We start from the raw sequence: 22,385 nt of genomic DNA, 5'->3' as shown, positions 1-22,385 counted from the left end.
AATCCGTTTCCGAAGATTTTGCCCGTCACTGCTGAACAGGGGGCAAAGCAAGGCGATCAAGCATTTTCGACAGCGTTTCGCGTTCTGCCTGGCTTTGCTCCAACAGGCTGCGGGCCCGCGTGAGCGGCCCGCCTTTCACCTCCTTCGTTTGTGAGGACGTCGCCCCGAAAGTTTCCAGGAAACGCTGTTCTACCGCATCTGGAGGGGCATCCAGGCTTGACCAATCGCCCTTGTGCCAGGATTGCGCGCGGGCCCCTTCCGGATTGCCCGCGCGAAGGTAGGCGGCGCGCGCCTCGTCGTGGCGACCGAGTCGAGACAAGGCAGCGGCTCTGATCTGCTCGATCTGTTTACCCTCCAAATTCTTCAGGTGCGCGACGGCGGCAGCTGGATCCAGTTCGAGGAGCGCGGCCCGCGCGAGCAGAGTCTTGTCCTGCACCGACAACGGATCGGCCTGTCCGAGAAGGCGCACGGCAACGGCAGGCATTCCCAGAGATATTGCACGTCCGGCCAGTTCTTGTCGCAGCCCGGAGGTCTGCGCGGCTTTCTCAGCTAGGGGCAATTGGTCATAAAGGGTTCGAAGGAAATCCCCGTCGCCGGCTTGCCCAACCAACCGCGAGAATATCGCTTCGAGCGTGCCCTTCGAATCCGCGATCTCGGTCGCATCTGAGTAAATCTCGAAGGCTTTGCCGAATTCGGAATTCGCGGCGTGGCCAATCGCGGCGATACGACGCAATTCCGGAGCCTCCGGCGCGTCGGCGAGTTCGAAAGCCAAGGCCTCTGCATTCGCAAGAGCTGCCGGGTCGACCGCTCCACCCGCGTCGATCTGGCTGTTGAGCCACAAGATCAACGCGCGCAGCCCTTGCGCCGAGTTCGTCTTCGAAAGCGCTTCAAGGCGCCCCGAAGCTTGCGGATCGCCCTCCACCACTTGGATTTCGGCTTCCATCGTGTCGAGCGCACGTCGATCCCCGGTCGTGATCCGGCTGACAGCCGGCTCGAGCGATCGTGCCACATCCGCCGCTCCGATCTGCGTGAGGCGTGCCACAAGGTTTGGCGCCAGAGACCGCCGCAAATCGGCTGGAAGCGCCTCGAAATGTCGGCGAAGCGCCGCGAAGGCAACATCGCGTTTTTCGGGAAGCGGGTCAGCTGCGAGGAAGGCCCAAAGCGCGACCGCGCCATTGCAATCGGTGAGCTGAGCAAGCGGCGAGGTGGCGGCGGCAGGATCGGCGTCGAGCACCGCTCCCACGAAGAGCAGCGCGTTCTTGCTCGGTCCATCCTTGCCCATATCGCGCAACAGCGCGCGGGCCTCCGTCCCGAAGCCGAAGGCGATGTAAAGCCGCGCCAATGCTGTCACCTTACGCGGATTGGGTGCGTCGAATTCGCCCAAGAGGCCTTTTCGCGCATCGCTGATCTGAGCGAAGGCCGGACGCTCGTCGACCCAGTTCGCGAGCTCGAAATATCGGTCGGGCGGGCACCCGGATACCTCGGGAGGCGCCTGGAGGCCTGTGGCAAGTTGGTCACGGTCGATCGCTGTAACCGAGTCGATCGCAAGATGCGGTGGAGGTCTCGGGCCCGGAGGCGCCTGCGGAATTTCAGCCGTTTCGGCGGCCCTGTCGCCTGTGGGTGGTGGAGCGTGTCGCCCTTGCGCGGGCTTTTCCTCGGTCGGCGTCATCTGTGGCGAGACGAGCCCCTGCGATGCCGCGCGCGACATCTGGCGTAGAAGGCGCTCTTCAATGCCATCGAGCCGTGGATCGGGTTTCGGGGGGAGGGGCGGTTTGGGCGCGCCATCAGAGATATTCACCGGCGCGTTGGCAGGCTCCTCTTGTGCAGTCGTAGCTCGCCAGAACAGGTCGAGGTAGTCGTCTCCGATCCTCACGGGTTGAACGGTTTTCGGGCGGGGCCGAGAGGCTGGTGGGGGCTTCGTTGACGTGGTCTGCGATCGATGTTCACCCGTCGCAATTACCGGGGGGACGTTTTGACCTGGAGAAGGATCCTTGAGGTCGATGACAAACGCGCCGCTCTCGAGCGAGAAGGTTTCAGGCGCGACCCCGGGCGCGAGTTTCAGAAACAACCCGCCATCGGCTTGTGCCGCGAGCGCCTGCAATCTGTCACGGGGTATCAACTCGAAAACGTTCTGGGTCGCGAATTGCGGCTCGGGGGCGTCAGTATCTATCCGTATCCCCCCATCGACAGGCGTAATCGCCCGGCTCGCCGATGCCGGTAGATAGACGACAAGGCGGGAAAAGCCGTCATGCTCCCCCGATTTGACCGGAATCACCGTTGCATGTGCCGGCGCGAGGGGCAGCAGAAATAGAAGTGCGAACCAGAGCCTCATGCCGCCTCCGACTTCACCGACTTCAAGGCCTCCTCAAGGTCGGAGAAGCTGGGGCGAATATGGTGGGGCGTGTTCTGGCGACCGACCTCGATGCAGATATTGGTCGCGTGGTTGTGCAGGTTGGCGATCAACACCTCGCGGATAAGCTTGTAGAAGTGGCTGTCTTCGTCGGTCACCCCTTTCATCCGGCTCGCGAAAGGGGCGATGAATCCGTAGGCGATGAACACGCCGAGAAAGGTGCCGACAAGCGCGCCGCCGATCATCTTGCCGAGAATTTCCGGAGGCTGATCGATCGAGCCCATCGTCTTGATCACGCCGAGCACTGCCGCGACGATCCCGAGGGCGGGCATCGCGTCGGCCACCGACTGCATAGCGTGGCTCGAATGCATGGCATGGTGGTAATTTGCCTCGAGTTGCTTGTCGAGAACCTCTTCCACCTGCATGGGATCGTCGTAGTTCATCGAAGCCGATCGCATCGTGTCACATATGATGTCGACCGCCTCGTGATCGTGGAGGATTTTCGGATATTTTCCGAAGATCGAGGATTTTTCCGGATCTTCGATATGTTCTTCGATTGCGACGGGGTTCTGTCGGGCGAGCCGGATCAATTCGAACAGAAGGCACAGAAGATCGCGATAGTCGTCGGGTTTCCATTTGGGGCCTTTGAAGACCTTCCCGACATCCTTCAGCGTATGCTTGATCGAGGCCAGGTCGTTCGAGAGTACAAAGGCGCCCACGGCTGCGCCGCCGATCATGATCATCTCGAAAGGCAGGGATTTGAGGATAATCCCCATCTTGCCGCCCGCCGCGACATAGCCGCCGAACACCATCACGAAGATGATCACGATCCCGATGACGCCGATCATGGAAAGCCTCTTCCGTTTCTCTCGGGCGACTTTGGATGATTCGGTTTAAGAAAGGCCCAAGAGCCTCAAACATCGCTCAGTTGCGCGGTGCGCCCGCGTTGCGGCCTGCCATCAGCACGCTGATCGCGTAGGCCGTTTTGGGTTCGAGACTCTCCATGACCGCAGCGGCGGCGGCGGGGCGCATGCGCGCGAGGAAACCGGCGGCGAAATTCGGGTCCATTTCGGCGAAAAGCGGCGCGGCCTGTTTCGGCTTCATGTTCTCGTACAGCGCAACGAGCTTTCCGACATCCTTGTCGGCACCCTCTTCCGCCACGGCGACGGTCCTGGACAGCGCCTCTTCCGCCGCGACGAGATCGTTCAGTCGCTTTTCCAAGCGGGTTTCGGCAAGGGCGAGCGCATTGCGGCGGTCAGTAAGCAGTCCTTCCTGTTCGACCAGTTTCGCTTCCCGCGCCTTGAGATCGGCGAGCATCGCCGTGAACCCGGCGTCGTCGATACAACCGTCCTGCGGTTTTGTCGCCTGTGTCTCGTGCGCTGGTTCCACGGTATCGCGCGCCCAAGCTCCGCTCTGTGCAAGCTGCATGCCGCCGGAGAGGACAAAAAGCGCAGCGATGATCCAGAGGGCACCGCGGCCCGGGCGGGGCCTGCGCCTACCGGGTTTGCGTTCGGCTGCGCGGTTCATTGCGCGGCCTCGATATCCGTTTCGCGTTGCCGCCGGCGCAGCACGCGGCGGCGTGGTTCACCGTCTTCGGGAAGATCATGCAGGGAGGCAAGAAGCAGCTCGAGCTTCTCCGCCCCCGCCTCCGCGCGTTCGGTCAGCGCGCGCAATTGTCGCTCGGATGTGCCCGCGGTGGCCTGCGCCCGTTCAAGCGCGCGAGTCATGTCGTCGACCTGCGCGGACAGCACGGCGATGGCCCCGCCCATCCCGGTTTCGAGTTGGTTGAAACGCTTGAGCCTGCGCGCGAGCACGAAGCAATAGGTCGCCGCCGCCAAGGCTGCGAGTCCGGATGTGATTTCGGCAAGGAATTGCATCAGCCTCTCCCTCAGTTCAGCACGAATTCGATGACGAGAAGGTCGCGCACGCGCCCGTCTCCGGTGACCAGTTGAGTCCGTCGCAACATCTGCGCGCGCAGGCGCATCATCGCGCTCGGGTCTTCCAGAAGGCTGACGTCGACGGCGCGCAAATACCCATTCAGCACGTCCATCACGCGCGGCTTCAACAGCTCTACGTCATGTTCATAGGCGCTCGGCACTTCGAGTTGCGCCGCGAAGCGCAGATGGCGCGCGGAGGCGCCGCTCAGCGTAATTGCGAGCGGGTCGAGTGCGACATAGGCGATGTCGGGAAGTGCCTCCGGTGTATGCGCCTCCGGCGCAGCGGCGGCATGCGTGGCCTCTGGAGGCGCGAGAACCAGCCCCGAATAGACCGCGTAGAACCCACCGCTCCCCAGCATAAGCATGAGGACGAGGCCGATCAGGAGCATCAGCTTGGTCTTCTTCTTAGGCGGCTCGTCCGCCTCGGCAGTGGCTTCCGTCATGGGGGCCTCGCTGTGTCGGGTCGAGGCTTGGAATAGCCGAGTCGGACTAACCGATTGTTAATCGCAATGAAGGAAGGTGCCCGTGACGCCGGGCAGAACGCCCGCTCTCTGGAGGTTCGTCTTGCAGCAACTCATCGACACTTGGGCTGGCCTGGATATGCGCCGGAAACTCGCCGCGGTTTTCGGCGTGATTGCGATGGTCGCCACGGTCTTAGCAATCGGATCGATCGCGTCGAAGCCGACGCTGGCCTTGCTTTACGCGGGCCTCGGCAGCGCGGAGGCGGGCGAGGTGATCTCCGCGCTCGAACAGCGCGGGGTGGCCTACGAGGTGCGTGGCGATTCGATCTTTGTCGCCGCGCCGAAGCGGGACGAATTGCGCATGACTCTCGCCTCGCAAGGTCTGCCCGCGACCGGTGGCGCAGGCTATGAGCTGCTCGATTCGCTCTCGGGCTTCGGCACGACCTCGCAGATGTTTGACGCCGCCTATTGGCGCGCGAAAGAAGGGGAATTGGCGCGAACCATCGCTGCGGTGCCGTCTATTCGGTCGGCGCGCGTGCATATCGCGCATCCGACGAATGCGCCTTTTCGCGGAACGCCTGAGCCGACGGCCTCTGTGACGATCACGCCGGCTCTTGCGGGGCTGAGCGCTGCGCAGGCGAAGGCCGTTCGCTATCTCGTGGCCTCGGCGGTAACCGGCATGACGCCCGAAGATGTCTCGGTAATCGACTCGGCGCGTGGGCTCATTCCCTTCAGCGACAATCCCGCGCTGCCCGGCGGCGGGGAGACTCGCGCTCTGGCGCTGAAGCGGAACGTCGAACGGCTGCTGGAGGCGCGCGTCGGTCCCGGGGATGCCGTGGTCGAGGTGGCGCTCGACACCGTGACAGAGCGCGAGGCGATCACCGAGCGTCGCTTCGACCCGCAGGGCCGGGTGGCGATCGCGACCGACACGTCCGAAACCTCGAAAACCTCCGATTCGACGACACCCCCGGCGACGACCGTGGCCTCCAACCTGCCCGACAACGGGACTGGCGCGACCGGCAAGTCGCAAAGCCGTACGAGCGAGACGCGCGCGCGCACCAACTTCGAAGTCTCTGAGACGCGTCGTGAATTGCTTCGCAAGCCCGGCGCTCTCAAGCGGCTTAGCGTCGCGGTGCTGGTCGACGGGGTGCGCGGCACCAATCCCGACGGGACACCTAGCTGGACGCCGCGCAGCGATGCCGAACTGGCCGATCTGCGCGAGCTCGTGGCCTCCGCGGTGGGATTCGACGAGGCGCGGGGCGACGTGATCACGCTGCGCTCCATGCAGTTCGAGGCGCTGCCGGAAGCGGGGACCCTCGCTGACGCCGGGTTCATCGACAGCATGGCCCTCGATCTGACGCAGATCATCCAGATCGCGGTGCTCGCAATCGTTGCGCTTGTGCTCGGCCTCTTTGTCGCGCGTCCGATCCTGCTGCAGAAAACCCGAGAAGGAGCCGCGGAACTGCCGGCGCCAAATGCCACGTCAGAGGAGAACTCCCGGTCTTCAACGACGCTCACCGGTGAAATCGACGATGGGGAGATGCCCGATATGAACATGCAGCTGGTGTCCGACTTCGACCTCGGGGATCTACCGATGGCGCGACAGACGGATTTCGATCTCGACCGCCCTGCCGATCCGGTTGACCGCCTCAAGAAGATGATCGAGGAGCGTCAGGCCGAAACCGTCGAAATCCTGCGTAGCTGGATGGAAGAACCGTCGGAGAAAGCGTGATGGGCCAAAGGCTGAAACTCGAATCCTTTGAGCCGAAGGCGAGCGAGGCGGGTGAAATCGCGCTCGACCCGGCCGAGTTGGAAGAGACCAAGCTGGCCGCGTTCGAGACCGGTTACCAGGCAGGCTGGGACGATGCGGTCGCCGCGCAAAACGCCGAAACCGCGCGACTTCACGGCGATCTCGGGCGCAACCTGCAGGCGCTGGGCTTCACCTATAACGAGGCGCGCCAGCACATGCTCGGTGCGCTCGAGCCGCTTCTGCTCGAGATCTGCGGAAAACTGTTGCCCGAGCTCGCGCGTGCGTCGCTTGGCGCCGTCGTGGCCGAGCAATTGATGCCGATTGCCGGGGATCTCTGCGCGAGGCCGATCACGGTGGTCGGCAATCCGACCGCATTGCCGCAGATCCAAGAGGCGCTGGCGCCGAGCGCAGACTTGCCGCTCGCATTCGTCGCGGAGCCCAGCCTTGGCGAAGGGCAGGTCTATCTGCGCTTCGCCGATACCGAGACCCGCGTCGATCTCGACGCCGTCATCGCCGCCATTTCGCGCGCGGTCACGACCTATTTCACCGCCAACGCGAAGGACAAGCCCGATGAATGAGACCGCGCCGAATGCCTCGACCGCCAATCCCTTCACGCAGGTGCCGATCGAGATCACCATCTCAGTCGGCAAGGCCCGCCCGCTGGTGCGCGATTTGCTGCGCCTGAAGCGCGATGCGGTGCTGTCCCTCGACCGGAAAGTGGACGACCCGGTCGAACTCTACGTGGGAGACAAGCTGATCGCGCGCGGCGAGCTGACCGAGATTGACGGCAGCGACGGGCAGCTTGCGGTACGGCTCACCGAGGTAGCCGATCTGCAAAACGGCCTGTGACATGCCTCGCCGCCTACCCTTTGCCGTTCCCGACGTCCGCCTCGCGCGCTCTCCAGCGCCAAGGTTTGTCCTGCTGGCAGCCTTAACCTTAATCCTCGCGGCCCTGCCGGCGCAGGCCCAGGACATCACGCTTTCTGTCGGGGAGGGCGACAGCCTCGCCGGGCGCTCGCTGCTGATCATCGCGGCAATCACACTTCTCAGCCTCGCGCCGGGGCTCGCGATCATGGTGACTGCGTTCCCGTTCATCGTCACGGTGCTGTCGATTCTGCGTCAAGCCCTCGGACTTCAGCAGTCGCCGCCAAGCATGTTGATCATCAGCCTCGCGCTATTCCTGACATGGTTCATCATGGAGCCTGTCTTCCTTGAGAGTTGGCGCGTCGCGGGCCAGCCCCTGGTCGAAGGCGCGATCGACTGGCAGGAGGCGTTTACGAAGGGGATAGAGCCTTTCCGCATCTTCATGGCAGGGCGCACGAATCCCGACACCTTCGCGGCCTTGGCCGATCTGCGCAACGGCACCGCCGCGACGGGAGCCCCGACAAGCCTCGATGCCGCGCCGCTCTCGACCCTCGTGCCCGCCTTCATGCTGTCCGAGGTCACGCGCGCCTTCCAGATCGGCTTCCTCGTCTACCTGCCGTTTCTGATCATCGACCTCGTCGTCTCGGCGGTGCTGATGTCGATGGGGATGATGATGGTGCCGCCTGCGGTCGTGGCGCTTCCGTTCAAGCTCGCCTTTTTCGTGGTGGCCGACGGCTGGGTGCTGCTCTCGGGGGCCTTGGTGCGCAGTTATTTCTGACGCCGAGGGCGGCTCACGTAACCGCAGACCCCAAAACGCAAAAACCCGGGCCGAAGCCCGGGTTTCTGAGGGTGATGGTGAGCCGTGCAGGATTCGAACCTGCGACCCACTGATTAAAAGTCAGTTGCTCTACCAACTGAGCTAACGGCCCATCACAGGGCGCGTCTCTACAAACCCCCGCCGGGGGGGTCAAGGCATAAAATTCACAAAAATTGCACATCTGGAAAAAACCTTGGCGCAGGCGTATATCGCGCGCCATGAATACAAAGCGCATACAGAGCGGACTGCCCTTCATGAAGATGCATGGGCTCGGCAATGACTTCGTCGTGATCGACGCCCGCGCGGGCGACGATCCGGTCACGCCTGCGCTCGCGCGTGCGCTCGGTGATCGGCATCGCGGCGTGGGATTCGACCAGCTCGCCGTGATCCGCCCCGCCCAAGGGGCTGATTTCACGCTCGATTTCTGGAACAACGATGGCACGCGGGCCGGCGCTTGCGGGAATGCGACCCGCTGCGTGAGCGATTACATGATGCGCCAGCTTGGTCGGGAGAGTGTCACGCTGGTGACCGAACGCGGGCACCTCAGCGCGGTGCGGCGCGAGGACGGGATGGTCTCGGTCAATATGGGCGCGCCGATTCTCGAAGCGGCGCAAATTCCGATTCTGCCCGGCATCGATCCCGCGCATCTGCCGCTGGGCGGCGACCCGATCGCGGTCGGCATGGGCAACCCGCATTGCGTCTTCTTCGTGGACGATGCCGAGGCGGTCGAAGTGGATCGCCAGGGCCCGGTGATCGAGCATGATCCCCTGTTCCCCGAGCGCACCAATGTCGAATTCGCCAGCGTGATCGGCCCCGACCATCTGCGGATGCGCGTCTGGGAGCGCGGCACCGGCATCACGCTCGCCTGCGGCTCGGGCACCTGCGCCACCGCCGTCGCTGCGCATCTGCGTGGCCTCACCGGCAAGCGTGTCCTCGTCGATGTCGATGGCGGCCAGCTGGAGATCGACTGGCGCGACGATGGCGTCTGGATGACCGGCCCCACCGCGCATGTGTTCGATGCGACCCTCACCCAAGATTTTCTGGACGCGATATGAAACCGCCCGTTTTCTCGACTCTCGGCTGCCGTCTCAACGCCTATGAGACGGAGGCGATGAAGGAATTGGCTGCAGGCGCCGGGCTCGAAGGGGCCGTGGTCGTCAATACCTGCGCCGTGACGGCCGAGGCCGTGCGCAAGGCCAAGCAGGAAATCCGCCGTCTCGCGCGCGAGAATCCGGACGTGCCGGTGATCGTGACCGGCTGCGCTGCGCAGACCGAGCCCGACACCTTCGCCGCGATGCCCGAGGTCACCAAGATCATCGGCAATCACGAGAAAATGCAGGCCGACACCTGGGCGCAGCTCGCCCCACAAGGCCCCGATTTCATCGGCGAGACCGAGCGGGTGATGGTCGATGACATCATGTCGGTGAAGGAGACCGCCGGTCACCTGATCGATGGGTTCGGCCGCCATCGCGCTTATGTGCAGGTGCAAAACGGCTGCGATCACCGCTGCACCTTCTGCATCATCCCCTTCGGGCGCGGCAATTCGCGCTCCGTCCCGGCGGGCGTCGTGGTCGAGCAGATCAAGCGCCTCGTGGATCGCGGCTTCAACGAGGTCGTCCTCACCGGGGTCGATCTGACTTCCTGGGGCGCGGACCTGCCGGGTGAGCCGCGTCTGGGCGATCTGGTGATGCGAATCCTGCGCCTCGTGCCGGACCTGCCGCGCCTGCGCATCTCCTCCATCGACTCGATCGAGGCGGATGAGAACCTGATGCTCGCGATCGCTAGTGAGCCGCGTCTGATGCCGCATCTGCATCTCAGCCTTCAGGCGGGCGACGACATGATCCTCAAGCGGATGAAGCGCCGCCACCTGCGCGACGACGCCATCGCCTTTACCGAGGAAGCGCGCAAGCTGCGCCCCGGGATTGTCTTCGGCGCGGATATTATCGCGGGTTTCCCGACCGAGACCGAGGAGATGTTCGAAAACTCCCTGCGGCTCGTCGACGATTGCGGGCTGACCTTCCTGCATGTCTTCCCCTACTCCGCGCGCAAGGGCACGCCCGCCGCGCGGATGCCCGCCGTGAAAGGCCCGATCGTCAAGGAGCGCGCGGCCCGGCTGCGCGCGAAGGGCGAGGCCGCGCTGGCCGCCCATCTCGACGCGCAACTCGGCACCGAACAGCGCGTGCTGACCGAGACCCCGCGCGTCGCGCGCACCGAAGGCTTTGCCGAGGTGGCATTCGAGATCGACCAGCCCGAAGGCACGCTGATGAGCGTGCGCATCACTGGCCATGACGGGGCGCGGTTGCTGGCGGGGTAAAGGGGGCTTTCGTTTTTCGCAGCGTGAGCTAGCTTGTGGCCCATGCTGCGGATCAACGATCAGATAACCATCGAGGATTGGGAAATCACCGAAACCTTCACCCGGGCGCAAGGTCCAGGGGGGCAGAATGTGAACAAGGTCTCGACCGCGGTGGAGCTGCGCTTCGAGGCCGAACGCTCGCCGCATCTGCCGCAACCGGTGAAGAACCGCCTGCGCCGGATCGCGGGGCGCAGATGGACCAGCGACGGCGCGCTTTTGCTGCTGGTGCAGGACACGCGCAGTCAGGCGCGCAACCGCGAGATCGCGCGCGACCGCCTCGCCGAGATGATCCGAAAGGCCTGCGAAAAGCCCAAGAAACGCATCCCGACCCGACCTACGCTCGGCTCGAAGAAGCGGCGTCTGAAGGCCAAGGCGATTCACGGCGAGAAGAAAGCGCTGCGCGGGAAGGTCTCGGATGGGGAGTGATCTGCTGGACCGGCGCGAACGGCTTTTAGGGCCGAACGTGCCGACCTTCTACGACCGCCCGGTGGAGATCGTGCGGGGAGAGGGCGCTTCGCTTTTCGACGCCGACGGCCAGCGCTACCTCGACGCCTATAACAACGTCGCCCATTGCGGCCATTGCCATCCGCGCATCGTGAAGGCGATCTGCGAACAGGCTGCGACGCTCAACACCCACACGCGCTATCTGCATGAGGGCATTCTGGATTATGCCGAGGCGTTGCTGGGCAAGTTCGCCTTCGACGGTCAGCTTCTGATGACCTGCACCGGGTCCGAGGCCAACGACGTCGCTTTGCGCATGGCGCAGGCGGTGACCGGCAAGCGCGGCTTCATCGCGACCGACAACACCTATCACGGCAACACCACCGCCGTCGCGCATCTGTCGACCCGCCGCCCGCCGATCGGGGGCTGGCCCGACCATATCCGCCGGGTGCCGGCGCCCGACAGTCTTACCCCCTTGGGCGGATCGCTCGAGGCACAGTCCGAAGCCTTTGCGGCCAACGTCGCGCAGGCGATTGCCGAGCTGGAGGAGAGCGGCCACGGCTTCGCGGGGCTCATGCTCTGCCCGATCTTCGCCAATGAGGGGATGCCCGGCATCGCGCCCGGTTTCCTAGACCCGACCGTCGAGGCGATCCGCCGCGCGGGCGGGCTGATCCTGTGCGACGAGGTGCAGCCGGGTTTCGGCCGGATCGGCTCGCATTTCTGGGGGCACGAATGGCTGGGCGTCACGCCTGATGTGGTCACGATGGGCAAGCCGATGGGCAATGGGCACCCGGTCGCTGGCCTTGTTGCGACGCCCGAGGTGATGGGCGCCTTCCGCGAGGCTTTCGGCTATTTCAACACGTTCGGCGGGAATCCCGTTTCGGTCGCAGCCGCAATGGAGACGTTGCGGGTGATCGAGGACGAAGGCTTGCAGGAGAACGCGGCACAGGTCGGCGACTACCTTCTGCAAGGGCTGCGCGACCTGTCCCATCCGCTGATCGCCGACACGCGGGGCCTTGGCCTGTTCCTCGGGATCGAACTGGCGCGGGACGGCGAGCCCGCCAGCGAAGCTGCTGGCCGGATCGTCGAGGCGATGCGCGAGCGCCATGTCTTGATGGGCCGGGTGGGCCGGGCGCAACACATTCTCAAGATCCGCCCGCCGATGGTCTTCAATCGCAGCGATGCCGATGAAATTCTGGAGAAGCTTTCGCAGAGTTTCGAGGAGCTTCCTGCATGATCTCGGACGAGACCGCACGGGCGATGGCGGAGTCTGCCCTCGCTTCATGGGGAGGTGCGCCCGAGCCGCCGCGACTGGTGAAGAACCGCGAGAATATCGTCTTCGAGGCGCATCTGAAGGATGGACGCCATGTCGCGTTGCGTTTGCACCGGCCCGGTTATCAGGGCCGCGAAGGGGTCGAGGCCGAGTTGCGCTGGTGCGAAAGCCTCGCCGATCAGGGGATGCCGGTGCCGCGCCCGGTGCGCACGAGCGAGGGCGCTCTGACAGGGCTCGTGGAGGACCGCGTCACCTCTTGCGTGGGTTGGCTGGATGGGACGCCGATCGGCGCGGGCGATCAGCCCCTCGCCGGGACGCCAGAAGCAGTGCGCGCCGAGGCCCAGGCGCTGGGTCGCCTCATCGCGCAGCTTCACATCAGCAGCGATGCCGCCCCGCCCGACGGGTTCGACCGGAACCCGTGGGATGGCGAGGGGTTTCTGGGGGAGCGTCCGCTTTGGGGTCGTTTCTGGGAACATCCTCAGCTTTCGGAAGTTGAGGCCACAACGCTGTCCTCGGGCCGCGACCTTGCGCGTGTGCTTTTGGCACAGGCACAGGACTATGGTCCGATCCACGCCGATTGCCTGCGTGAGAACGTGTTGTCGACGCCGGACGGGCTCGCCCTGATCGACTTCGACGATTGCGGGCCGGGCTACCGGCTCTACGACCTCGCGACGGCGCTGGTGCAGGGCTGGGGCGACCCGCTTTGGGGCGAACAGGCGGCTGGGCTCGTCGAGGGCTATCGCAGCCTGCGACCGCTTCCGCCCGATCAGGAGGCACTCCTGCCGCTTTTCGTGGCGCTGAGGGCCTTCGCCTCCGCTGGCTGGATTGTGACCCGGGCCCTGCCTTCCGATCCGCGCCAAGAACTATATGTAGAACGTGCGCTTGATCTCGCACAGCATTTGGAGAACCGTACGCCGCCATGGGAGACCAGTCGATGAAATGGGCGAAATCCGTCGCCAAGGGCCTGCTGGGCTATCGTCCCGCCTCTTTGCAGGTGGGCGCGCTCTGTCTGCGCATCCGTGACGGAAAGACCCAGGTTCTGCTGATCACCTCCCGCGATACCGGGCGGTGGGTCATCCCCAAAGGCTGGCCGATGCGGGGACGCTCGCTGTCCGGCGCAGCCAAGCAGGAGGCGTGGGAAGAGGCCGGAGTGGTCGGCAAGATCGACAAGGAGCCCGCCGGGGCATTCCGTTATGACAAGATCCTTGATAGCGGCTTGGCGACGCCCACCGATGTCGTCGTCTTCCCGCTGCGGGTGGAGACCCTGATGAAGTCCTATCCCGAGGAACATCAGCGCAAGCGCAAATGGTTCGCGCCGAAGGAGGCCGCGAAGCTTGTGGCGGAAGAGGAGCTGCAGAAAATTCTGCGCAAGCTCTGAGCGCCGAAACGGGCCTGACGCCTTGTCACAGCGGGTCAAACCCGTTACCCCGCGCGGGTTCTGACAATTAGATGACAGGTTCGTGACGGTGGCCAATCAAGACAACGAGTCCCGCGTCAATCAGTGGAAAACGCTCGACAAGGATCTCAAGCGGATCGGTCGTGTCGAAAGCGCCGCGCAATTCGTGGCGCGCGGCATGGTTGCGCCGGGAGTCGCGCTGGCCTTCATCGTGCTCGCCGGACTGGTGGCCGCCGTGCTGGTGGGAGGTCAGCCTGGCCAGCTGGTGGTGATCTTCGCTGCCGCGATCGGGGCCTATATGGCGCTCAACATCGGCGCCAATGACGTGGCCAACAACATGGGCCCCGCCGTGGGCTCACGCGCGATGACGCTGATCGGGGCGCTGATCGTCGCCGCCATCTTCGAAAGCTTGGGCGCGCTCGTCGCGGGCGGCGATGTCGTCAAGACCGTCGCGAAAGGCATCATCGAACCCACCGTCTTGCCCGATTCCGGGCATTTCGTCTGGGCGATGATGGCGGCGCTTCTGGCGGCGGCTTTGTGGCTGAACCTCGCGACATGGCTGGGCGCGCCGGTCTCGACCACGCACTCCATCGTCGGCGGCGTCGTCGGCGCGGGCATCGTGGCCGCGGGCTTCGGCGCGGTCGACTGGGCGTCGATGGGGATGATCGCGGCAAGCTGGGTGATCTCGCCGATCCTCGGCGGGGTGATCGCGGCGGCCTTCCTCGCACTTATCAAGTCCAAGGTGATCTATGTCGACGACAAGATCGCGGCCGCCCGGCGATGGGTGCCGATCCTGATCGGGATCATGGCGGGGGCCTTCGCTGCCTATCTCGCGCTCAAGGGCCTGAAGCACCTGTTCAAGATCACGATCGTCGAGGCCGTCCTGATCGGGCTCGTCGCCGGTCTTGTGGGCTGGCTGATCACGATCCCGATGATCCGCCGCCAATCCGAGGGAATGGAGAATCGCAAGAAGTCCCTCAAGACGCTGTTCGGCCTGCCGCTCGTCGTCTCTGCTGCGCTGCTGAGCTTCGCCCATGGTGCGAATGACGTCGCCAATGCGGTGGGTCCGCTCGCCGCCATCGTGCACACGGTGGAGCAGGGCGATATCGCGGCGCAGGTCGACATCCCGTTCTGGGTGATGGCCGTGGGCGCGCTTGGCATCTCTTTCGGTCTGTTGCTGTTCGGGCCCAAGCTGATCCGCCTCGTCGGCAACGAGATCACCAAGCTCAACCCGATGCGCGCCTATTGCGTGGCGCTGTCGGCGGCGATCACCGTGATCGTGGCGTCCTGGCTGGGTCTGCCGGTCTCCTCGACGCATATCGCGGTCGGCGGCATCTTCGGCGTGGGTTTCTACCGCGAGTGGCACGCCGAGAAACGCGCGCGTGAGCTGGGCACCCGCAAGGGCAAACCCGTCCCGCCGGAAGAGCGCAAACGCCGCCTACTGGTGCGCCGCTCGCATATGATGACTGTTGCCACGGCGTGGATCGTGACCGTCCCGGCCTCGGCCGCGCTCTCGGCGGTGTTCTACCTGATCCTCAACGCGATGACCTGATCGCTCAGACCATGACCTTCATCGCCTGCTGCTGGCCGACGTCGAAGACGCGCTTGTAGCGGGCGATTTCCGCCTCCGGCCCCATCGCCTTTTCGGGATTGTCCGACAATTTCACCGTCGGACGCCCATCGGCCTCGACCGCTTTGCAGACAAGGCTGAACGGCGCAAGCGCGTCATGCGGCACCAGCCCGCGGAAGTCGTTCGTCAGCAGCGTACCCCAGCCGAAACTGACCTTCACGCGCCCGGCGAACTGCGCGTGCAACTCGCGAATCTTGTCGACGGTCAGCCCGTCCGAGAAGATCACCAGCTTTTGGCGCGGATCCTCGCCGCGTGCCTTCCACCAGTCGATCGCGATATCCGCGCCGGTCGCCGGATCGCCCGAATCGATGCGAATACCGGTCCAGCCCGCCAGCCAATCCGGTGCGTGATCGAGGAAACCCTTCGTGCCGTAGGTGTCGGGCAGGATGATACGCAGGTTGCCGTCATGCTCCTCGTGCCAATCGGCGAGCACCTTGTAGGGCGCCTTTGCCAGCTCCGCATCGCTATTGGTCAGCGCCGCATAGACCATCGGCATCTCATGCGCGTTGGTGCCCACGGCCTCGATGTCGCGCCGCATCGCGATCAGGCAGTTCGAGGTCCCGGTGAACGCGCCCCCTTCGGAGATGTCGCCCAAGCCTTCGAGCATCGCCTGCACGCACCAGTCCTGCCACAGGAAGCTGTGCCGCCGCCGTGTGCCGAAATCCGCGATCCGCAGGTGATCCAACTCGCGCAGCGCCTCGATCTTCTCCCAGACCTTCGTCATCGCGCGGGCATAAAGCACCTGCAACTCGAACCGCCCCATCGTGTTCAGCACTGCCCGACCGCGCAGCTCCATCAGGATCGCGAGCGCCGGAATCTCCCAGAGCATGACCTCGTGCCACTTGCCTTCGAAGGTCAGCTCATATTGCCCGTCGCGCTTTTCCAGATGGTAGGGCGGCAGTTGATAGCCCTCGAACCATTCCATGAAATCCGAGCGGAACATCTGTCGCTTGCCGTAGAACGTGTTGCCGCGCAGCCAGGTGCTCTCCCCGCGCGACAGTTTCAACGAGCGTGCATAATCGAGCTGCTCGCGCAGTTCCGCCTCGTCGATCAACTCCGCCAGCCGGATCGACTTGCTGCGATTGATCAGGCTGAACTTGACCCGCGTCTCCGGCTTATTGCGAAAAATAGACTGACACATCAACAGCTTGTAGAAATCGGTGTCGATCAGAGACCGCACGATCGGGTCGATCTTCCACTTGTGGTTATAGACGCGGCTCGCGATGTCGACCATGGATCAGGCCTCCAACTTCACACCGGCAGAGCGCATCTCGCCGTGCGCCTCCTGCAGCGAGCCGTCGAGGTCGATCGCCCGGCAGGCGCCTTCGATCACGGTCGCGCGGAAGCCCAGCTTCGCAGCATCCAGCGCCGACCACGCGACGCAGAAATCGGTAGCGAGCCCAACGAAGGTCAGATCTTCGACGCCCCGGTCGCGCAGGTAGCCCGCAAGCCCGGTCGGCGTCTTGTGGTCGTTCTCGAAGAAAGACGAATAGCTGTCGACGCCGCGCCGGAACCCCTTGCGGATGATCAGCTGCGCCCGGTCCACGGCGAGATCGGGGTGGAACTCCGCCCCTTTGCTGCCTTGGACGCAATGATCCGGCCAGAGGGTCTGCAGCCCATACTCCATGTGAATCTGCGTGAAGGGCGCGCCGCCTTCGTGCTGGCTCGCGAAAGAAGAGTGATCCGCCGGGTGCCAATCCTGCGTCAGCACCACGGTGTCGAACTCGGTCATCAGCGTGTTCACGCGCGGAAGGATCTCGTCGCCCCCCGCTACCGCCAGCGCGCCGCCGGGGCAGAAATCGTTTTGCACGTCGATCACGATCAGGGCTTTGGTCATTTTGTCTCTCCCGCAGGGTCTCTCCATGGGTAGGGCGCGGGCCCCACATGGTCAACGGCTCTTGCCTAATGCCCCTGCACGGCGCTAATGCGGGGCCCATGTTCACCGTTGCCGCCCTTTACCATTTTACCCGGTTCGAGTCCCCCGAGGCCTTGAAGGCCCCGCTGGCGAAGCTTGCCTGCGCGCAAGGTGTGAAAGGCTCGCTCCTGCTCGCGCACGAAGGGATCAACGGCACGATCGCCGGGACCCGTGAAGGGATCGATGCGGTGCTGGCGCATATCCGCGGCTTGCCGGGCTGCGCCGATCTGGAATGGAAGGAAAGCGCGGCGGCCGAGATGCCTTTCGGCAAGATGAAGGTGCGGCTCAAGCGCGAGATCGTCACGATGGGCGAGCCCGATATCGATCCCAAAGCCCGCGTCGGCCATTACGTCGAGCCGCAGGACTGGAATGCGCTGATCTCCTCGCCCGACACGGTGGTGATCGATACGCGCAACGATTACGAGATCGAGATCGGCACTTTCGAGGGTGCCATCGACCCCGGCACGAAGAGCTTCCGCGAATTTCCGCAATGGTGGCGCGACAATGCGCATCGCTTCCATAACAAGCGCGTCGCGATGTTCTGCACCGGCGGTATCCGCTGCGAGAAATCGACGAATTTCCTGCTCTCGGAAGGGGTGCCCGAGGTCTATCACCTCAAGGGCGGCATCCTGAAATATCTCGAAGACATGCCCGAAGACGGCTCGCTCTGGCAGGGCGACTGCTTCGTCTTCGATCAGCGCGTGAGCCTGCGCCACGGCCTCAAGCAAGGCGATTACGACAGCTGTCACGCCTGTCGCCGTCCGGTTTCCGCGGAAGACAAACGCCACCCCGATTACGAGGAAGGCGTCTCCTGTCACCGCTGCATCGGCGAGTATTCCGATGCCGATCGCGACCGCTTCCGCGAGCGCGAACGTCAGATGCGCCTCGCCGCCGAGCGGGGCGAAGCGCATCTTGGACGCGATTAATTATCCGCGCAGACCTGCGTCAGATCGTTGCAGCCTTGCGTGACGGTCGGAGCCCCGGTGGTCGGGAAGTCCAGACGCGGCAGCGAGAAATCCCCGACGCCAGCCGACGCGGCAGTCGCGCCAAACACGGACAGAACAAGGGCGTAAGCGAGACGTTTCATAGCGGTTCTCCATAACTGAACTACTTGGTTCGGAATGCAATATGAACCGTTCGGTTCGGAAATCAAGACCTAATGAACTGAATGGTTCAAAATACTGCCTTGCACTGGAGGCAAAGCCGCCTATTTTAGAACCGTTCTAAAAAAGAGGGCCTCCCATGCTTCCCGGTTTCGCGTCACGCCGCCGTTTCGACGATCTCTCCGAACAGGAAGTGCTTGCGCTCGCGATTTCCTCCGAGGAGGACGACGCGCGCATCTATCGCCAATATGCCGAGCATCTGCGCGATGAGTTTCCGGGCTCCGCGAAGATTTTCGACGAGATGGCGAAAGAGGAAGACGAGCATCGCCGCCTCTTGATCGCCCGGCACACGGAGCGTTTCGGCGAGGTAATCCCGCTGATCCGTCGCGAGCATGTCGCGGGCTTCTACAACCGCAAACCGATCTGGCTGACGAAGAACCTATCACTCGATACGATCCGCGGCGAGGCCGAGGCGATGGAGCGCGAGGCGGGCAAGTTTTATACGCTCGCCGCCCAGCGTAGCTCTGATGCCAGCACGCGCGAGTTGCTGGGCGATCTCGCCGCAGCCGAACTCGGCCACGAGAAGAAGGCCGAAGAGCTGACCGGCACGCATCTGCCCGAGAGCGAGAAGGAAGAAGAAGACCGTCAGGCCCATCGCCAGTTCATCCTGACTTGGGTGCAACCGGGTCTCGCCGGACTGATGGACGGCTCGGTCTCGACCCTCGCGCCGATCTTCGCCACCGCCTTCGCGACCCAAAATCCTTGGACCACCTTCCTCGTGGGCCTCGCGGCCTCGGTCGGCGCGGGCATCTCGATGGGCTTCACCGAAGCCGCTCATGATGACGGCGTGATCTCGGGCCGCGGTTCGCCGATCAAGCGCGGCATCGCCTCGGGCGTGATGACCATGCTGGGTGGCTTGGGCCACGCGCTGCCCTACCTGATCCCCGATTTCTGGACCGCGACCACCATCGCGATCATCGTCGTGTTCATCGAGCTCTGGGCGATCGCGTGGATCCAGAACCGCTTCATGGAAACGCCCTTCCTGCGCGCGGCCTTCCAGGTCGTGCTCGGCGGCGCGCTGGTCTTTGCGGCCGGTGTCTTGATCGGCGGCGGCTGACGCCGACCTGCGATTTGCCTTCGGCTTGGCGAAAATATCCCCGCCGGAGGCATCCCCGCCTTTCCACGGGTACATGGGTCACATTCCGTATCTGGCACTTGCCAAAGGCGCATGCTAGCCCTTGGCCATGCTCGAGATCTTTCTGAAGACCTTGCCCTTTTTCGCCCTGATCGGGCTTGGCTGGTTCGCCGGACAGATCCGCTTTTTCACCGCCGAGGCGACCGCGTGGCTGACGAAGTTCGTCTTCTACTTCGCGCTCTCGGCGATGCTGTTCAAATTCTCCGCCAATCTCGATCTGGACGCGCTCGTCGATCCGCAGTTCATCCTTGCGTATCTGACCGGCTCGGGCGCGGTCTGGCTGATCAGTTTCGCAGTCGCCAAGGCGCGCAAGCTGCCCACCGCGCTCTCGGCGATGGAGGCGCATACCTCGATGACCGGCAATACCGGCTTTCTCGGCGTGCCGATGCTGGTGGTGCTGCTGGGACCGGCAGCGGTCGGGCCGGTGCTGATGGTGCTGAGCTGCGATCTGATCGTGTTCTCCTCGATCATCACGATCTTCATCACCGCCGCGCGGCACGGGAAGGTCTCTCTCGCGCCGATCGCGCTGGGGCTTGTGAAGAACCCGATGATCGTCTCGATGGTGGCGGGGCTCGCCTGGGCGGGGCTGAAGCTGCCGATGCCGGGTCCGCTTGAGGAATTCATGACGCTTTTGGGCGCCGCCGCCACGCCGGGCGCGCTGTTCGCCATTGGCGCGTCGCTCGCGGGGAAATCGGCGGAGAAACCCGCGCCGGCGGTTTGGCTGTCCTTCGGCAAGCTCTTCCTGCATCCGGCGGCCATCGCGATCACGTCGCTTCTGATCTTCGACGTCGATCCCTTCGCGGCAGGCGTGATGATCGCCGCCGCCGCCCTTCCGGTCGCGGGCAATGTCTATATTCTGGCGCAGCATTTCGGGGTGGCGCCGCAGCGCGTCTCGGCGTCCATCCTCGTCTCGACCGCCGTCTCGATCCTCACGGTTCCGGCGGTCATCCACTGGGTTCACGGCTAAGGAGGCTCTGATGAAAACGATCTCGGAAAACCGCTGTTTCGGAGGCGTCCAAGGCGTCTACTCGCACGCCTCGAAGGTCAACGATTGCGAGATGACCTTCGGGCTGTTCCTGCCGCGCGAGGCCGAGGACGGGCCGGTTCCGGTGCTGTGGTATCTCTCGGGACTGACCTGCACCCATGAGAACGCCATGACCAAGGCAGGCGCACAGGCGTTTGCGGCCGAGCACGGGATCGCGCTCGTTTTCCCCGACACCTCGCCGCGCGGCGAGGGCGTCGCCAACCATGAGGATTACGATCTGGGGCAGGGCGCGGGCTTTTACGTCAACGCGACGCAGGATCCGTGGGCGCCGCATTTCCGGATGTGGGATTACATCGCCGAGGAACTTCCGAACGCCATCGACGCCGCTTTCGAGATCGATCTCGAGCGGCAGGCGATCACCGGCCATTCGATGGGCGGGCATGGCGCGTTGACGCTGGCGATGCACCAGCCCGAGCGCTTCCGGTCCGTCTCGGCCTTCGCGCCGATCGCGAACCCGACGCAAAGCGATTGGGGCCGCAAGCAGTTCAGCGCCTATCTGGGCGACAACGAGGCCGCATGGGCCGCGCATGATGCCACGCTTCTGATGCGCGAACGTGGGTTCGACGGCGAAGTGCTGATCGACCAAGGCGGCTCGGATCAGTTCCTCGATCTGCTGAAGCCCGAGGCGCTGGCCGAGGCGATGGCCGCGCGCCGTCAGCCCGGCACCTTCCGGATTCAGGAAGGTTACGATCACAGCTACTATTTCGTCTCAACTTTCATTCCCGACCACATCGAGTTCCACGCCGAGGCGCTCTGGGCGTGATCTGGGTCGATGCCGATGCCTGCCCGGTGAAGGCCGAGGCCGAGAAGGTCGCGACCCGTCTCGGGATCAAGCTGATGCTGGTCTCCAACGGCGGGTTGCGGCCCTCGCCCAATCCGCTGGTCGAGATGGTCTATGTCGATCAGGGGCCGGACGTGGCCGACATGTATATCGCCGAGCGGGCGACCGTGGGTGATGTGGTGATCACCAATGACATTCCGCTGGCGGCAAAATGCGTCGAGTCCGGCGCGCGCGTCCTGCGCCCCGATGGCGAGGCCCTGACGCCCGCCAATATCGGCAACGTTCTGGCAACGCGGGATTTGATGGCGGATCTGCGCTCTGCCGATCCGTTCCGGCAGGGCGGCGGCAAGCCGTTCTCCAAGGCGGATCGGGCGCGGTTCTCGGATGCGCTCGACCGGGTGGCGCGGGCGGCGGCAAGAGAGGTTAAGAATGGTTGAGGCAGTTATCTTCGACATCGGAAACGTGCTGATCGAATGGCAACCCGAGCGGCATTACGACCGGATCATGCCGCGCGAGACCCGCGAGCAGATGTTCACAGAGGTCGATCTGCACGGCATGAATGACGAGATCGACCGCGGCGCGCCCTTCCGCGAGACGATCTACGCATGGGCCGAGAAATACCCGAGCTGGCGCGATGCGATCCGGCGTTGGCACGACGACTGGATCGAGATGGCCTCGCCGGGTATCCCGCATTCGCAGCGGCTGATGAAAGCCCTGCAGGCCAAGGGGATACCGGTCTTCTCGCTGACGAATTTCGGGATCGAAAGCTACGATTTCGCGGCAACGCATTACCCGTTCCTGCGCGAGTTCGACCGCGATTTCATCTCTGGCCATATGGGCGTCACGAAGCCCGATCCGAAGATCTATCAGATGGTCGAGGACGCGTCGGGGCTGTCCGGCTCGGATCTGATCTTCACCGATGACCGCGCCGACAATATCGCGACGGCGCATACCTTCGGCTGGAAGACGCATCTTTTCGACGGGCCCGAAGGCTGGGCGCGGCGGCTGGTCGAGGAAGGGCTGCTGGAGGAGGCGGAGGCCGCATAAGTTGAACTTATGCAGCCGCCTCGAAAA

25 protein-coding genes and 1 tRNA gene are annotated in these 22,385 nt (G+C 64.1%); 17 read left to right on the top strand and 9 right to left on the bottom strand.

Annotation, left to right across the window (positions count from 1 at the left end):
* Positions 1 to 25: 25 nt before the first annotated feature.
* The 5 genes from B6V74_RS18795 to B6V74_RS14105 form a co-directional block, all read right to left on the bottom strand.
* Positions 26 to 2,332 (bottom strand): hypothetical protein, encoded by a 2,307-nt coding sequence (locus B6V74_RS18795; RefSeq protein WP_146694558.1) that lies wholly within the window; start codon positions 2,330 to 2,332, stop codon positions 26 to 28.
* Entirely contained in the window at positions 2,329 to 3,198 is an 870-nt protein-coding gene (gene motA / locus B6V74_RS14120) for a flagellar motor stator protein MotA (protein WP_075775267.1), read from the bottom strand. Before motA ends, B6V74_RS18795 begins: the two co-directional genes overlap by 4 nt.
* Before the next feature lie 76 nt (positions 3,199 to 3,274).
* Positions 3,275 to 3,739: a hypothetical protein gene (locus tag B6V74_RS14115; protein WP_146694557.1), complete on the bottom strand. Its 465-nt coding sequence runs from the start codon at positions 3,737 to 3,739 to the stop codon at positions 3,275 to 3,277.
* 134 nt (positions 3,740 to 3,873) lie between these two features.
* Positions 3,874 to 4,227 (bottom strand): hypothetical protein, encoded by a 354-nt coding sequence (locus tag B6V74_RS14110; RefSeq protein ID WP_075775269.1) that lies wholly within the window; start codon positions 4,225 to 4,227, stop codon positions 3,874 to 3,876.
* Between the two features lie 11 nt (positions 4,228 to 4,238).
* Complete coding sequence (locus tag B6V74_RS14105) at positions 4,239 to 4,730, bottom strand: flagellar basal body-associated FliL family protein (RefSeq protein WP_088723152.1); 492 nt, start codon at positions 4,728 to 4,730, stop codon at positions 4,239 to 4,241.
* 121 nt (positions 4,731 to 4,851) lie between these two features.
* Here B6V74_RS14105 and fliF point away from each other — a divergent pair, with 121 nt between their 5' ends.
* The 4 genes from fliF to fliP are packed head-to-tail and all read left to right on the top strand — an operon-like array spanning position 4,852 to position 8,140.
* Positions 4,852 to 6,480, top strand: coding sequence for a flagellar basal-body MS-ring/collar protein FliF (gene fliF / locus B6V74_RS14100; RefSeq protein ID WP_088723151.1), 1,629 nt, complete (start codon positions 4,852 to 4,854; stop codon positions 6,478 to 6,480).
* A complete protein-coding gene (locus B6V74_RS14095; RefSeq protein WP_088723150.1) occupies positions 6,480 to 7,076 on the top strand; it encodes a flagellar biosynthesis protein in 597 nt (198 codons plus the stop codon). The genes fliF and B6V74_RS14095 overlap by 1 nt, the downstream gene beginning before the upstream one ends.
* Positions 7,069 to 7,347 (top strand): FliM/FliN family flagellar motor switch protein, encoded by a 279-nt coding sequence (locus B6V74_RS14090; RefSeq protein ID WP_075775273.1) that lies wholly within the window; start codon positions 7,069 to 7,071, stop codon positions 7,345 to 7,347. Before B6V74_RS14095 ends, B6V74_RS14090 begins: the two co-directional genes overlap by 8 nt.
* 1 nt (position 7,348) lies before the next feature.
* Positions 7,349 to 8,140, top strand: a complete 792-nt coding sequence (gene fliP, locus B6V74_RS14085) for a flagellar type III secretion system pore protein FliP (protein ID WP_088723149.1) — start codon at positions 7,349 to 7,351, stop codon at positions 8,138 to 8,140.
* Positions 8,141 to 8,215: 75 nt separating this feature from the next.
* Here the strand turns inward: fliP and B6V74_RS14080 are convergent.
* A tRNA-Lys gene (locus tag B6V74_RS14080) sits at positions 8,216 to 8,291 on the bottom strand.
* A 142-nt stretch (positions 8,292 to 8,433) separates the two neighbouring features.
* Here B6V74_RS14080 and dapF point away from each other — a divergent pair.
* From dapF to B6V74_RS14045, 7 genes are all read left to right on the top strand, one after another.
* Complete coding sequence (gene dapF / locus B6V74_RS14075; protein ID WP_346425922.1) at positions 8,434 to 9,234, top strand: diaminopimelate epimerase; 801 nt, start codon at positions 8,434 to 8,436, stop codon at positions 9,232 to 9,234.
* A complete protein-coding gene (gene mtaB, locus B6V74_RS14070) occupies positions 9,231 to 10,493 on the top strand; it encodes a tRNA (N(6)-L-threonylcarbamoyladenosine(37)-C(2))-methylthiotransferase MtaB (RefSeq protein ID WP_088723147.1) in 1,263 nt (420 codons plus the stop codon). Before dapF ends, mtaB begins: the two co-directional genes overlap by 4 nt.
* A 42-nt stretch (positions 10,494 to 10,535) precedes the next feature.
* Positions 10,536 to 10,958, top strand: a complete 423-nt coding sequence (arfB, locus tag B6V74_RS14065; RefSeq protein WP_075775325.1) for an alternative ribosome rescue aminoacyl-tRNA hydrolase ArfB — start codon at positions 10,536 to 10,538, stop codon at positions 10,956 to 10,958.
* Positions 10,948 to 12,210, top strand: coding sequence for an aminotransferase class III-fold pyridoxal phosphate-dependent enzyme (locus B6V74_RS14060; RefSeq protein ID WP_088723146.1), 1,263 nt, complete (start codon positions 10,948 to 10,950; stop codon positions 12,208 to 12,210). Before arfB ends, B6V74_RS14060 begins: the two co-directional genes overlap by 11 nt.
* Positions 12,207 to 13,184 carry a phosphotransferase gene (locus B6V74_RS14055; protein ID WP_088723145.1) on the top strand — a complete coding sequence of 326 codons (978 nt, stop codon included), beginning with the start codon at positions 12,207 to 12,209 and terminating at the stop codon, positions 13,182 to 13,184. The genes B6V74_RS14060 and B6V74_RS14055 overlap by 4 nt, the downstream gene beginning before the upstream one ends.
* Positions 13,181 to 13,624: an NUDIX hydrolase gene (locus B6V74_RS14050; protein WP_088723144.1), complete on the top strand. Its 444-nt coding sequence runs from the start codon at positions 13,181 to 13,183 to the stop codon at positions 13,622 to 13,624. The genes B6V74_RS14055 and B6V74_RS14050 overlap by 4 nt, the downstream gene beginning before the upstream one ends.
* Before the next feature lie 88 nt (positions 13,625 to 13,712).
* Positions 13,713 to 15,194, top strand: coding sequence for an inorganic phosphate transporter (locus tag B6V74_RS14045; RefSeq protein ID WP_240497111.1), 1,482 nt, complete (start codon positions 13,713 to 13,715; stop codon positions 15,192 to 15,194).
* Between the two features lie 4 nt (positions 15,195 to 15,198).
* On the opposite strand, the gene pncB is transcribed toward B6V74_RS14045, so the two are convergent.
* Both pncB and pncA read right to left on the bottom strand, forming a co-directional pair.
* The gene (gene pncB, locus B6V74_RS14040; RefSeq protein WP_088723143.1) at positions 15,199 to 16,506 is read right to left on the bottom strand and encodes a nicotinate phosphoribosyltransferase; all 1,308 of its coding nucleotides are present in this window, start codon (positions 16,504 to 16,506) and stop codon (positions 15,199 to 15,201) included.
* Positions 16,507 to 16,509: 3 nt separating this feature from the next.
* A complete protein-coding gene (gene pncA / locus B6V74_RS14035; RefSeq protein ID WP_088723142.1) occupies positions 16,510 to 17,109 on the bottom strand; it encodes a bifunctional nicotinamidase/pyrazinamidase in 600 nt (199 codons plus the stop codon).
* Positions 17,110 to 17,207: 98 nt separating this feature from the next.
* On the opposite strand from pncA, the gene B6V74_RS14030 reads away from it, so the two are divergent.
* The gene (locus B6V74_RS14030) at positions 17,208 to 18,113 is read left to right on the top strand and encodes a rhodanese-related sulfurtransferase (RefSeq protein WP_088723141.1); all 906 of its coding nucleotides are present in this window, start codon (positions 17,208 to 17,210) and stop codon (positions 18,111 to 18,113) included.
* On the opposite strand, the gene B6V74_RS19020 is transcribed toward B6V74_RS14030, so the two are convergent.
* Entirely contained in the window at positions 18,110 to 18,274 is a 165-nt protein-coding gene (locus B6V74_RS19020; protein WP_157771528.1) for a hypothetical protein, read from the bottom strand. The genes B6V74_RS14030 and B6V74_RS19020 overlap by 4 nt on opposite strands.
* A 155-nt stretch (positions 18,275 to 18,429) precedes the next feature.
* Here B6V74_RS19020 and mbfA point away from each other — a divergent pair, with 155 nt between their 5' ends.
* From mbfA to B6V74_RS14005, 5 genes are all read left to right on the top strand, one after another.
* Positions 18,430 to 19,407, top strand: a complete 978-nt coding sequence (gene mbfA / locus B6V74_RS14025; RefSeq protein WP_075775332.1) for an iron exporter MbfA — start codon at positions 18,430 to 18,432, stop codon at positions 19,405 to 19,407.
* Between the two features lie 127 nt (positions 19,408 to 19,534).
* Positions 19,535 to 20,452 (top strand): AEC family transporter, encoded by a 918-nt coding sequence (locus B6V74_RS14020; protein ID WP_075775333.1) that lies wholly within the window; start codon positions 19,535 to 19,537, stop codon positions 20,450 to 20,452.
* Positions 20,453 to 20,462: 10 nt separating this feature from the next.
* Complete coding sequence (gene fghA / locus B6V74_RS14015) at positions 20,463 to 21,293, top strand: S-formylglutathione hydrolase (RefSeq protein WP_088723140.1); 831 nt, start codon at positions 20,463 to 20,465, stop codon at positions 21,291 to 21,293.
* Entirely contained in the window at positions 21,290 to 21,748 is a 459-nt protein-coding gene (locus B6V74_RS14010) for a YaiI/YqxD family protein (RefSeq protein WP_075775335.1), read from the top strand. Before fghA ends, B6V74_RS14010 begins: the two co-directional genes overlap by 4 nt.
* Positions 21,741 to 22,358, top strand: coding sequence for an HAD family phosphatase (locus B6V74_RS14005; RefSeq protein WP_088723139.1), 618 nt, complete (start codon positions 21,741 to 21,743; stop codon positions 22,356 to 22,358). The genes B6V74_RS14010 and B6V74_RS14005 overlap by 8 nt, the downstream gene beginning before the upstream one ends.
* Positions 22,359 to 22,385: the final 27 nt, after the last annotated feature.

The sequence above is a fragment of the Thioclava sp. F42-5 genome (assembly GCF_002213195.1).
In the GTDB taxonomy this organism is placed as follows: Bacteria; Pseudomonadota; Alphaproteobacteria; order Rhodobacterales; family Rhodobacteraceae; genus Thioclava; species Thioclava nitratireducens.
Note: the sequence above shows the minus strand (reverse complement) of the source record. Positions and strands in the feature narration are given on the sequence as shown.